Below are 11,959 nucleotides of genomic sequence, written 5' to 3' on the forward strand. Positions count from 1 at the left end.
TCGGCTCCGGGAGCTAGAAGTAAACTAATTTGTCTATTATGGACTTTTAGTTATCGCGAGCAAGCTCCTGTTGAAAAAAGCCGGACGAAAAAAAAGCGCAGTCCGTTTCCGGCTGCGCCTCTTTTAGTGCGACCCGCGTTACGGGCGCTTGCGCTCAACCGCCCGCAGTAGATGCGTCGGTGGCGTTTCACAGCTGATCTTGCGACCCAGCAGCGCCTCGATGGACGGCAGCTGGTAGGAGTCGTCTTCACCGGCAAAACTGATGGACACGCCATCGGCGCCAGCACGACCGGTGCGACCGATACGGTGCACGTAGTCGTCCGGGACTTCCGGCAAGGTGAAGTTGATCACGTGGCTGATGCCGTCGATGTGAATGCCGCGGCCGGCCACATCGGTGGCGACCAGTACGCGGATCTTGCCTTCGCGGAAACCTTCGAGGGTCTTGATGCGCTTGTGCTGCGGCACGTCCCCGGACAGTTGCGCGGCATTGACGCCATCACGGACCAGGCGTTCTTCGATGCGCCGCACTTCGTCCTTGCGGTTGGCAAACACCATCACCCGCTCCCAACCATTGTCGTTGACCAGGTTGTAGAGCAGTTTGTATTTGTCGGCGCCGGCCACGGCGTAAATGTGCTGTTCGACGTTTTCGCTGGCCACGTTCTGCGACTCGATCTCGACGATCGACGGGTCGGTGGTCCATTGCTTGGCCAGGTTCATCACGTCTTCGGTGAAGGTCGCGGAGAACAGCAGCGTCTGACGCTCGTCCTTCGGCGGAGTCTGGCGAATGATCTGACGCACTTGTGGGATGAAACCCATGTCGAGCATCCGGTCGGCTTCGTCCAGAACCATGACTTCGACCATGTCCAGGTGCACGTCGCCGCGCTGGTTGAAGTCCAGCAGGCGGCCCGGGGTGGCGACGAGGATGTCGCAATGACGGGCTTCGAGGTGCTTGAGCTGCTTGTCGAAGTCCATGCCGCCGACAAACGTCATGACGTTGAGGCCGGTGTATTTGGTCAGGTCGGCCGCGTCCTTGGCGATCTGCACCACCAGTTCACGGGTCGGCGCAATGATCAGCGCCCGCGGCTCGCCCATGTAACGCTCTTTGGGCGGTGGGGTTTGCAGCAGTTGGGTGATGATCGAAATCAGGAATGCCGCGGTTTTGCCGGTACCGGTCTGGGCGCGACCGATGGCGTCTTTGCCCGCCAGAGTGAAGCCAAGCACCTGTGCCTGAATCGGCGTGCAATACGGGAAGCCCAGGTCCTGGATGGCGTGCATCAGTTCAGGGGCGAGTTTGAAATCGTGGAAACGGGTTTTGCCTTCCTGGGGTTCGACGGCGAAGTCTTCGAGTTTCCAGGGGATAACCGGCACTTTTGGCTTCGGTTCGCGACGCGGTTTGGCAGGTTTCGCAGCTTCGCTGCTCGGTTCTTCAGAGGCTTGAGCCTCCGCGGGTTGGACGGCCGGTGTGGCCATCGGTTCGTGCTTCGGTACCGCTACGGTTGCGGTCCGGCCAGGCTGATTACCGTCGGTGCGGTGGCTGGGATGGTGAGACGGAGCGCTGGAGACTGGCGCGAGCTGCTCAGTCTCGCTTTTACCGAACATTTTCTTGAGTGCTTTGAGCACGGTCATCTCATCAATTGATTAAGGAATATACGCCGGCCAGTGTAATGCAAGAATCGGGCGCGGCGTAGTGGGATGGATCAATGGGCTGCTTTTCACATAACAGTTAACGCAAGCGCTCGGCGAGCCAGACACCGATGTCGCGAATTTCCTCGGGTAACACTTCGTGGCCCATTGGGTATTCCTGCCATGTCGCGGTGACACCACGCCCCTTTAAATACTCGTAGGCGGTCCGGCCCATGGAGTTTTGCACCACGTCATCGTACTGGCCGTGCAAAGACAGCACAGGAATGCGCTGCTGGCTGGCGCAAAGCTCCAGTTCATCGCTGAAGGTCGGTGCATACGTCGAGAGGGCAAGTACGCCACCCAACGGCCCCTGCCATTTCAGAAACGCGGCGTGTAACGCCACCGCGCCACCTTGGGAAAAACCTGCCAGAAAGATCCGCGAGGCGTCTATTCCGATGGCGCGCTGCACTTCGATCAATTTAATGATCCGGTCCGCCGACTCTTCCAGCTGCTCGCGGTTGATCGCGCGAGCCGGGCTCATGGCCAATATGTCGTACCAGCTCGGCATCTCGTAACCACCATTGATGGTCACGGCGCAGGTCGGTGCCTGAGGCAGAACAAAGCGGGTGGTCAGCAGGGTTTCCTGCAGCGCTTCGGCTACTGGCAGGAAGTCGTAGCGGTCGGCGCCCAGGCCGTGCAGCCATATAACGCAGGCGTCTGCGGGCTTGACGGGTTGAAGAATCAAGGGCTCGGTCATGGTTGCTCCAGTATTGTGCAGACGCTCTCATTGGGTGCGAGATCAGAGTGCGCGCCTGGTTGATCAGTTAATAAGATGTCGCAAGGCTACAAGTTTTGCTATTGACCTGTCGCGCAATCGCTTCTGCGAGCGGTCTGGTACGGGCTTTGCTATGGGAAAACGGTGCAACCCATCTCGCGCCTTGCGGTAACACTATCAGTGTACTGCTGGCGGTGGGATAGCAAAGAATCCGGTGATGGATGTTCGCCAGTGGCCGTTACGGGCTTCGCGAACGTGAAAGGGCTACAGCCCGTTCGGCCGATTGGTGAGAAGTGAGTTGTCCATGATGTGGATTTTCTCCTACTAGACTCATAGCGCAGGTCTTACGTCGGTTGACCCCAAAAAAAGCCAACGCGGGTCAGCAACGCCTCATAAGGGTGCGACTGGACTCAAGCTCCGACACAACAAGAGCAAAACTGGAGGTTTGAATGAAGATGTTGAAATCCACCCTGGCTATCGTGACTGCAGCCGCAGTACTCGGTGTCAGCGGGTTCGCTCAGGCGGGTGCAACCCTGGATGCAGTGCAGAAAAAAGGTTTCGTACAGTGCGGTGTCAGTGACGGTCTGCCGGGCTTCTCGGTACCGGATTCCACTGGCAAGATCCTCGGCATCGATGCCGACTTCTGCCGCGCTGTGGCCGCCGCCGTATTCGGCGACGCGAACAAAGTGAAATTCAGCCAATTGAACGCCAAGGAGCGCTTCACCGCGCTGCAGTCCGGCGAAATTGACATTCTGTCGCGCAACACCACCATGACCAGTTCGCGTGATGCGGGCATGGGCCTGAAGTTTCCAGGCTTCATTACCTACTACGACGGTATCGGCTTCCTGGTGAACAACAAGCTGGGCGTCAAGAGTGCCAAAGAGCTGGACGGCGCAACCATCTGCATCCAGGCCGGTACCACCACCGAGCTGAACGTTTCCGACTACTTCCGCGGCAACGGTCTGAAATACACCCCGATCACCTTCGACACCTCCGACGAAAGCGCCAAGTCGCTGGAATCCGGTCGTTGCGACGTGCTGACCTCCGACAAGTCCCAGCTGTTCGCCCAGCGCAGCAAGCTGGCCTCGCCGAAGGACTACGTGGTTCTGCCGGAAACCATCTCCAAGGAGCCTCTGGGTCCGGTCGTGCGTAATGGCGATGACGAGTGGCTGGCCGTTGTTCGCTGGACTGGCTACGCCATGCTCAACGCTGAAGAAGCGGGCATCACGTCGAAGAACGTCGAAGCCGAAGCCAAGGCCACCAAGAACCCGGACGTCGCTCGTATGCTCGGGGCTGACGGTGAATACGGCAAGGATCTGAAGCTGCCGAAGGACTGGGTCGTACAGATCATCAAGCAGGTCGGTAACTACGGCGAAGTGTTCGAGAAGAACCTTGGCAAGGGCACTGCGCTGGAAATCGACCGCGGCCTGAACGCGCTGTGGAACAACGGCGGCATTCAATACGCACCACCAGTGCGCTGATGGTTCTATCACCCGGTGGGCCAACCGCCGGGTGATGTTCTGTTCCATTACATCCGGGGCACTTCATGCAAAATTCAATCGGCGCACCAAAGCAGAGGCTCAGCCTCAGCGATCCCAAAGTGCGTGCGTGGCTATTTCAGATCATCACCATTGTGGCGGTGGTCTCGCTGGGCTGGTTTCTGTTCGACAACACGCAAACCAACCTTGAACACCGGGGCATCACCTCCGGTTTCAGCTTTCTGGAGCGCAGTGCCGGTTTCGGCATCGCTCAAACCCTGATCGACTACACCGAATCGGACAGTTATGCCCGAGTGTTTGTCATCGGCTTGCTCAACACGTTGCTGGTGACCTTCATCGGCGTGATCCTGGCGACGATCCTCGGGTTTATCGTCGGTGTGTCACGGCTGTCGAAGAACTGGATCATTGCCAAGCTGGCGACTGTTTATGTGGAAGTCTTCCGCAACATTCCGCCGCTGCTGCAAATCCTGTTCTGGTACTTCGCGGTGTTCCTGACCATGCCAGGGCCACGCAACAGCCACAACTTCGGCGACACCTTCTTCGTCAGCAGCCGCGGCCTGAATATGCCGGCCGCGTTGGCGGCGGACGGTTTCTGGCCGTTTGTGGTCAGCGTCGTCGTCGCCATTGTCGCCATCGTGCTGATGAGCCGTTGGGCCAACAAACGCTTCGAAGCCACCGGCGTTCCGTTCCGCAAGTTCTGGACCGGCCTGGCGCTGTTGCTGGTGATCCCGGCGTTGTGCGCGCTGATCTTCGGCGCGCCGCTGCACTGGGAAATGCCGGAGCTCAAGGGCTTCAACTTCGTCGGTGGCTGGGTGCTGATCCCGGAACTGCTGGCGCTGACCCTGGCCCTGACCGTGTACACCGCGGCGTTCATCGCCGAGATCGTGCGTTCAGGCATCAAGTCGGTCAGCCACGGCCAGACCGAAGCGGCGCACTCGCTGGGTTTGCGCAACGGTCCGACGCTGCGCAAGGTGATCATCCCGCAAGCCCTGCGCGTGATCATTCCGCCGCTGACCAGCCAATACCTGAACCTGGCGAAGAACTCCTCGCTGGCGGCCGGTATCGGTTATCCGGAAATGGTTTCGTTGTTTGCCGGTACGGTGCTGAACCAGACCGGGCAGGCGATCGAGGTGATTGCGATCACCATGAGCGTGTACCTGGCGATCAGTATCAGCATTTCCCTGCTGATGAACTGGTACAACAAGCGCATTGCGCTGATCGAGCGGTAAGGAAAAGCGCATGAGTACTCATACTTTCAAACCCGACATGCCACCCCCGAGCCGCAGCATCGGTGTCGTGGCGTGGATGCGCGCCAACATGTTCTCCAGCTGGCTCAACACCCTGCTGACCCTGTTTGCGTTCTACCTGATCTACCTGGTGGTGCCGCCGATCCTTAGCTGGGCGATCCTCGATGCCAACTGGGTTGGCACCACCCAGGCTGACTGCACCAAGGAGGGCGCCTGCTGGGTGTTCATCCAGCAGCGCTTCGGCCAGTTCATGTATGGCTACTACCCGGTGGACCTGCGCTGGCGCGTGGACCTGACCGTGTGGCTGGCGGTCATCGGCGTGGCACCGCTGTTCATCTCGCGCTTCCCGCGTAAAGCGGTGTACGGGCTGAGCTTCCTGGTGCTGTACCCGATCATTGCCTGGTGCCTGTTGCATGGCGGCGTTTTCGGCTTGACCCAGGTGGCGACCAGCCAATGGGGCGGCCTGATGCTGACCCTGGTGATCGCCACCGTCGGTATTGCCGGCGCTCTGCCGCTGGGTATCGTCCTGGCCCTGGGCCGCCGCTCGAACATGCCGGCGATTCGGGTGGTCTGCGTGACCTTCATCGAATTCTGGCGCGGCGTGCCGTTGATCACGGTGCTGTTCATGTCCTCGGTGATGCTGCCGTTGTTCCTGCCTGAAGGCATGAACTTCGACAAACTGCTGCGGGCGTTGATCGGCGTGATCCTGTTCCAGTCGGCTTACGTGGCCGAAGTGGTGCGCGGTGGTCTGCAGGCGATTCCCAAAGGTCAGTACGAAGCGGCTGCAGCGATGGGCCTCGGTTACTGGCGCAGCATGGGCCTGGTGATTCTGCCGCAAGCCCTGAAGATGGTGATCCCTGGCATCGTCAACACCTTCATTGCGCTGTTCAAGGACACGAGCCTGGTGATCATCATCGGCCTGTTCGACTTGCTCAACAGCGTCAAACAAGCCGCCGCCGACCCGAAATGGTTGGGCATGGCCACCGAAGGCTATGTGTTCGCGGCCCTGGTGTTCTGGATTTTCTGTTTTGGTATGTCCCGCTACTCCATGCATTTGGAACGTAAGCTGGACACTGGCCACAAGCGTTAGGAGCGTAGTTTATGAGTGAAGCGATCAAACAGCCTGTGAGCCCTGAAGGCATTATTCAGATGCAGGGCGTGAACAAGTGGTACGGCCAGTTCCACGTGTTGAAAGACATCAACCTGAACGTGAAGCAGGGCGAGCGTATCGTCCTGTGCGGTCCGTCGGGTTCCGGCAAATCCACCACCATCCGTTGCCTCAACCGTCTGGAAGAACACCAGCAGGGTCGCATCGTGGTCGATGGCGTGGAGCTGACCAACGACCTCAAGCAGATCGAAACGGTCCGCCGTGAAGTCGGCATGGTGTTCCAGCACTTCAACCTGTTCCCACACCTGACCATCCTGCAGAACTGCACGCTGGCGCCGATGTGGGTGCGCAAGATGCCCAAGCGCAAGGCCGAAGAAATCGCCATGCATTACCTGGAACGCGTCCGCATTCCGGAGCAGGCGCATAAATTCCCGGGGCAACTGTCCGGTGGTCAGCAACAGCGTGTGGCGATTGCCCGTGCCCTGTGCATGAAACCGAAAATCATGCTGTTCGATGAACCGACCTCGGCACTCGACCCGGAAATGGTGAAAGAGGTTCTGGACACCATGATCGGCTTGGCTGAAGACGGCATGACCATGCTTTGCGTAACCCACGAAATGGGTTTCGCCCGCACCGTGGCCAATCGCGTGATCTTCATGGACAAGGGCGAAATCGTCGAACAGGCGGCGCCGAATGACTTCTTCGATAATCCGCAGAATGAGCGGACCAAGTTGTTCCTGAGCCAGATTTTGCATTGATGTCAGGCTGAATCGAAAAATAAACCCGGCCTCGCGCCGGGTTTGTTTTTTGCGATCAGAAAGCCGTGAGGGTTTCGTGTTCTTTGTGCACAGTCTCCTCGAAGCCTCTCAGATCCGCCCCTACACCCAAGGTTTTCGCGTCAATGAGCAAATGCGGATAACGATCTAGCAGGCGCATCAGCAGCATCAATGCTTTCGGAGGAAGTATTTCGCCGCGCTCGTAACGGGAAAACGCGTTGTGCCCACCGCCTGACAGCAGTTGCACCGCTTCTTTTTGTGACAGGTGCAGTTTGCGGCGGATTCGCTTCATCTCGGCGCCGATCATCTGTCTGCCGGCGATGACCAGTTCATCACCTGCATCGGAATATCGCTCTGAGGAACCGGAGTCGAACTCGACTTCCTCGCACATTTGGCATTCCCAGCCGGAAAGGTCATCTACCCGCCGCTCCATTCCCTTTACGCTCAAGGTTTCACCTCGCCCCGAAAAATGCCGCATTCCTTCAGGGGCGCCGCAGCTGAAACACTGTTTGGTTTTCATGAGTCCTTCTCCTTGAAAGAGATTACCGGAGGGCCTCCGCCAGGGCGGTAGGTCACCTTGATATAAATCTCCCGACCGTGCGAACGGGTGTGGTAAACGTCTTGCCAGACGCGATGATCGTCATAGGTGGTCATCGATTTGTACAGCATGCTTGCGTGCAGCCCGAAAATGACTTCTTGCACCTCTTCGAAGCTCAGGCCCAGCTCTCTGCCGCCTTTTTGCGCGCTGCGGGTAAACGCTTCCTTCCCAAGACGGATGACGTCTTGCTTAATCACAACCAGGTTGTAATGGGGGTGTGTTCTTTTCCATAAGAAGCCGCTAACCCGTCCATTAAATTACCCTTAAAGGGTAATTTTGACTAATCGAAAATCTCGCTCCATTTCCCTCTCTCTGACCGTAGGCGGTTGCCGTCCTACGTGAAGCTGACTAACATGTCAGAAAATTCATCCTATGATTGGATGAAAGGGCGAATCCTATGTCAGACATTTCTCCACTCGTTAAGCGATCCCTGGTCGATCAGGCCCTGGACCAATTGCGCCTGCGCATCAACCAAGGCGTTTGGGTGGTCGGCCAGCGCTTGCCCACCGAACCCGAACTGTCCGCCGAGCTAGGCATCAGCCGCAACACCGTGCGCGAAGCCATGCGCGTGTTGGCGTTTTCCGGGTTGATCGAAATCCGTCAGGGCGACGGCAGTTACCTGCGCGCGGTGGTCGATCCGCTCGACACCATGAAGGCGCTGTCCCGCTGCTCCCACGAGCAAGCCCGGGAGACTCGGCACATTCTGGAAGTCGAGGCCATCGGCCTGGCCGCGTTGCGCCGTACCGATGAAGACCTGGTGGCGTTACGCGAGGCGTTGGGCGTCAGTGGCAGCCATTACCACGGTGATCTCGACACTTATATCGCTTGCGATCTGGTGTTCCACCGCCGTCTGGTGGACGCCGCGCACAACCCGACGCTTAGCGAGCTGTATCGCTATTTTTCCAGCATCGTCGGCGCGCATCTGCGCGAGACCCTGAACATCAGCCCCCGACGCCAAGAGGTGTTCGACCTTCATATCGAGCTGCTTGATGCCGTCGAACAACGCGACCCGGAACGGGCCAAAGCCCTGTCGAGGCAGTTGATCAATGAACCTTGAAACCGAGAATTCCATGTCTGCCAATAACAGCAACATCACGCAACCCAAGCGCACGGCGGAACTTGAAGAACTGCTGATCGACGCCGAGGCCGATGACGAAGAAGTCCAGCAAAGCCACCCGATCCTGCGTCGTCCATGGCTGTTGTTGCTGGGCTTGATCCTGGTGGCGCTGAACCTGCGCCCGGCGCTGTCGAGCATGGCGCCGATGCTCAGCGAGATCTCGAAGACCCTCGGTTTGTCGGCAGCCCACGCCGGTTTGCTGACGACGTTGCCGGTGCTGTGCCTCGGCTTGTTTGCACCGCTGGCGCCCGTGCTGGCACGACGTTTCGGCGCCGAGCGGGTGGTATTGGGGATTCTTTTGATGTTGGCCGGCGGGATCATCCTGCGCAGTTCGTTCGGCACGATTGGCCTGTTTGCCGGCAGCGTGCTGGCCGGCGCCAGCATTGGTGTGATCGGCGTGTTGCTGCCAGGCATCGTTAAGCGCGACTTCGCGAAACATGCCGGAACCATGACCGGCGTCTACACCATGGCCCTGTGCCTGGGCGCGGCGATGGCAGCGGGTGCGACCGTGCCGTTGAGCGAGCATTTCGACAAGAGCTGGGCGCTGGGCCTCGGATTCTGGGTGGTGCCGGCATTGGTCGCGGCGATTTTCTGGTTGCCACAAGTCGGTCAGAAACACGGCGCGCACAACGTCGCCTATCGGGTTCGCGGTCTGTTGCGTGATCCGCTGGCCTGGCAAGTGACGCTCTACATGGGCCTGCAGTCTTCTCTGGCCTACATCGTGTTCGGCTGGTTGCCATCGATCCTGATTGGCCGCGGCCTGACCCCGACCCAGGCCGGCCTGGTGCTCTCGGGTTCCGTCCTTATCCAGTTGGCCAGCTCACTGGCCGCGCCGTGGCTGGCGACCCGCGGCAAGGATCAGCGTCTGGCGATCGTCATCGTCATGCTGCTGACCCTTGGCGGTTTATTCGGTTGCCTCTACGCACCGATCGAAGGCTTGTGGGGCTGGGCGATCCTGCTCGGTCTGGGGCAGGGCGGTACGTTCAGCCTGGCGCTGACGCTGATCGTGCTGCGCTCGCGGGACTCGCATGTCGCGGCGAACCTGTCGAGCATGGCCCAGGGCTTCGGTTACACCCTGGCGTCCATGGGGCCGTTCGCGGTCGGTATCGTGCATGACTGGACTGGCGGCTGGAGCGCCCTGGGCTGGATTTTCGGCATCATTGGCCTCGGGGCGATCATTGCCGGGCTCGGCGCCGGACGTTCGCTGTACGTCCAGGTAGAAAGCGAAAAGGTCTGACACCCGCGCACTGTCGGTATTCGGCCCACGAATGCCGATAGTGTGCCGCGCGTTTGTTGACTAATGTGCAGGCACTCTTTCGAAGCTTTGCACATCTATTTGCACATCAGGGAGCCTGCCCATGAGTGATGCCCACAGCGCATTGATCACCCAGTTCTACCAAGCCTTCCAGCGGCTGGATGCCGAGGCCATGAGTGCCTGCTATACCGACGACGTGGTGTTCAGTGATCCAGCGTTCGGCGAGCTGCGCGGCCGCGACGCCGGCGACATGTGGCGCATGCTTACTACACGGGCCAAAGACTTTTCCCTGACGTTCGATAACGTGCGCAGTGATGAGCGCACCGGTGGTGCCCATTGGGTGGCAACGTACCTGTTCAGCCAGACCGGCAACACCGTGGTCAACGATATTCAGGCGCGCTTCGTTTTTCGCGACGGCAAGATCTGCGAGCATCACGACAGCTTCGACATGTGGACCTGGTCCCGGCAGGCGCTGGGATTCAAAGGGCTGCTGTTGGGCTGGACGCCGGCGGTGAGAAACGCCGTTCGCGCTCAAGCCTTGAAGGGGCTGAAGGCATTCCAGGCCAGTCGCTGATAAGATCGCGGCTTGTTTCCTACAAGCCTTGATCGTCACGTGAACACCCTCAGCGAAATCTCCGTCGATGCCGACACACCGGTGAGCAAACCCTGGTTCGTCTACCTCGTTCGCGCGGCCAATGGTTCGCTCTACTGCGGGATCAGCGATGATCCCGTGCGCCGATTCGCTACTCACCAGAGCGGCAAGGGTGCGCGCTTTTTTCTTTCCAGCCCTGCCGTCGCCTTGGTTTACACCGAAGTCTGCCGCGATAAAGGCGACGCGCTGCGCCAGGAACGCTTGATCAAAAAACTCAAGAAAACTGCCAAGGAATGTCTGGTCGCAAGCGCTGCCGCGGGCTTATCAACCTGACTGATAAGTTCCCATCAGGCAGATCTGTAGGCTGACCCCGGTTTGCGCGCTAAGCTGCGGATCCCTATCTGTGCGGCGGAGCCGAGCATGTCAGAGTTGATCCTTCATCATTACCCGACGTCCCCTTTCGCCGAAAAGGCCCGACTGCTGCTGGGCTTCAAGGGGCTGTCCTGGCGCTCGGTGAAGATCTCGCCGGTGATGCCTAAACCCGATCTGACCGCGCTGACCGGCGGCTACCGCAAGACGCCGGTGTTGCAGATTGGCGCGGATATCTATTGCGACACGTCGCTGATCGCCCGTCGTCTGGAACAGGAAAAAGCCTTGCCGGCGTTCTTCCCGGAAGGTCAGGAAATGATCGTCGCCACCTTCGCTGCGTGGGCGGATTCGGTGGTGTTTCAGCATGCGGTGAGCCTGGTGTTTCAGCCGGAATCGGTGGCCGTGCGCTTTGGCGCATTACCGCCAGAAGCGATCAAGGCCTTCATTGCCGATCGCGCCGGGCTGTTCAGTGGAGGCAGCGCTACACGTTTGTCCGCAGAGCAGGCCAAGCACCAATGGCCGACGATCATGGGACGTCTGGAGCAGCAGCTTCAGCGCGAGCCGGGCGACTTCCTGTTCGGTGAGCCATCGATTGCCGACTTTGCCCTGGCCCATTGCCTGTGGTTCCTCAAAGCCACACCGGTAACTTCACCGTTGGTTGATGCCTATCCCGCAGTCAGCGCATGGTTCGGGCGCGTGATGGGCTTCGGTCATGGTGCGTTCAGCGAGATGACGGCAGAGGAGGCGCTGGAGGTGTCGCGCAATGCCACACCTGCCGCGTTGCCGAGTGAGCAGTTCGATGAGCCGAACGGGTTTGAGGCGGGCCAGCAGGTGGTGATCGCAGCGACCGACTACGGTGTTGATCCTGTGGTTGGCGAGTTGTTGTTTGCGGGGCGTGAGGAGTTGATTCTGCGTCGCGAAGACGAACGTGCCGGCGTCGTGCATGTGCACTTTCCGCGGTTCGGGTTTCGCATCGAAAAACACTGATGTACAAATGTAG

General features: G+C 59.3%; 13 protein-coding genes. 9 read left to right on the forward strand and 4 right to left on the reverse strand.

Annotated elements, in window-relative coordinates; genetic code table 11:
* Positions 1 to 138: 138 nt before the first annotated feature.
* Both rhlB and ACYZTX_RS07325 read right to left on the reverse strand, forming a co-directional pair.
* Complete coding sequence (gene rhlB / locus ACYZTX_RS07320) at positions 139 to 1,626, reverse strand: ATP-dependent RNA helicase RhlB (RefSeq protein ID WP_462033507.1); 1,488 nt, start codon at positions 1,624 to 1,626, stop codon at positions 139 to 141.
* A gap of 97 nt (positions 1,627 to 1,723) precedes the next feature.
* On the reverse strand, positions 1,724 to 2,380 hold the full coding sequence (locus tag ACYZTX_RS07325) for an alpha/beta hydrolase (RefSeq protein ID WP_462033508.1): 657 nt from the start codon (positions 2,378 to 2,380) through the stop codon (positions 1,724 to 1,726).
* Positions 2,381 to 2,847: 467 nt separating this feature from the next.
* On the opposite strand from ACYZTX_RS07325, the gene ACYZTX_RS07330 reads away from it, so the two are divergent.
* The 4 genes from ACYZTX_RS07330 (at position 2,848) to ACYZTX_RS07345 (ending at position 7,010) form a co-directional block, all read left to right on the forward strand.
* Positions 2,848 to 3,879 carry an amino acid ABC transporter substrate-binding protein gene (locus ACYZTX_RS07330; RefSeq protein ID WP_461974130.1) on the forward strand — a complete coding sequence of 344 codons (1,032 nt, stop codon included), beginning with the start codon at positions 2,848 to 2,850 and terminating at the stop codon, positions 3,877 to 3,879.
* A gap of 65 nt (positions 3,880 to 3,944) precedes the next feature.
* A complete protein-coding gene (locus tag ACYZTX_RS07335; protein WP_462033509.1) occupies positions 3,945 to 5,126 on the forward strand; it encodes an amino acid ABC transporter permease in 1,182 nt (393 codons plus the stop codon).
* Between the two features lie 10 nt (positions 5,127 to 5,136).
* Positions 5,137 to 6,234, forward strand: coding sequence for an amino acid ABC transporter permease (locus ACYZTX_RS07340; RefSeq protein ID WP_462033510.1), 1,098 nt, complete (start codon positions 5,137 to 5,139; stop codon positions 6,232 to 6,234).
* Positions 6,235 to 6,245: 11 nt separating this feature from the next.
* Positions 6,246 to 7,010, forward strand: coding sequence for an amino acid ABC transporter ATP-binding protein (locus tag ACYZTX_RS07345; protein ID WP_032859991.1), 765 nt, complete (start codon positions 6,246 to 6,248; stop codon positions 7,008 to 7,010).
* 55 nt (positions 7,011 to 7,065) lie between these two features.
* Here the strand turns inward: ACYZTX_RS07345 and ACYZTX_RS07350 are convergent, their stop codons facing one another.
* A complete protein-coding gene (locus ACYZTX_RS07350; RefSeq protein ID WP_462033511.1) occupies positions 7,066 to 7,548 on the reverse strand; it encodes a type II toxin-antitoxin system MqsA family antitoxin in 483 nt (160 codons plus the stop codon).
* Entirely contained in the window at positions 7,545 to 7,823 is a 279-nt protein-coding gene (locus tag ACYZTX_RS07355; protein ID WP_462033512.1) for a type II toxin-antitoxin system MqsR family toxin, read from the reverse strand. The genes ACYZTX_RS07350 and ACYZTX_RS07355 overlap by 4 nt, the downstream gene beginning before the upstream one ends.
* 200 nt (positions 7,824 to 8,023) lie before the next feature.
* On the opposite strand from ACYZTX_RS07355, the gene ACYZTX_RS07360 reads away from it, so the two are divergent.
* The 5 genes from ACYZTX_RS07360 (at position 8,024) to ACYZTX_RS07380 (ending at position 11,946) form a co-directional block, all read left to right on the forward strand.
* Positions 8,024 to 8,683, forward strand: a complete 660-nt coding sequence (locus tag ACYZTX_RS07360) for a FadR/GntR family transcriptional regulator (protein WP_462033513.1) — start codon at positions 8,024 to 8,026, stop codon at positions 8,681 to 8,683.
* The gene (locus tag ACYZTX_RS07365) at positions 8,673 to 9,980 is read left to right on the forward strand and encodes a CynX/NimT family MFS transporter (RefSeq protein ID WP_462033514.1); all 1,308 of its coding nucleotides are present in this window, start codon (positions 8,673 to 8,675) and stop codon (positions 9,978 to 9,980) included. Before ACYZTX_RS07360 ends, ACYZTX_RS07365 begins: the two co-directional genes overlap by 11 nt.
* 121 nt (positions 9,981 to 10,101) lie before the next feature.
* Positions 10,102 to 10,572 (forward strand): nuclear transport factor 2 family protein, encoded by a 471-nt coding sequence (locus ACYZTX_RS07370; protein ID WP_462033515.1) that lies wholly within the window; start codon positions 10,102 to 10,104, stop codon positions 10,570 to 10,572.
* A gap of 39 nt (positions 10,573 to 10,611) precedes the next feature.
* Complete coding sequence (locus ACYZTX_RS07375; RefSeq protein ID WP_462033516.1) at positions 10,612 to 10,923, forward strand: GIY-YIG nuclease family protein; 312 nt, start codon at positions 10,612 to 10,614, stop codon at positions 10,921 to 10,923.
* A gap of 87 nt (positions 10,924 to 11,010) precedes the next feature.
* On the forward strand, positions 11,011 to 11,946 hold the full coding sequence (locus ACYZTX_RS07380) for a glutathione S-transferase family protein (protein WP_462033517.1): 936 nt from the start codon (positions 11,011 to 11,013) through the stop codon (positions 11,944 to 11,946).
* The last annotated feature ends 13 nt before the right edge of the window (positions 11,947 to 11,959 follow it).

It is taken from the genome of Pseudomonas sp. MDT1-17 (assembly GCF_054898105.1).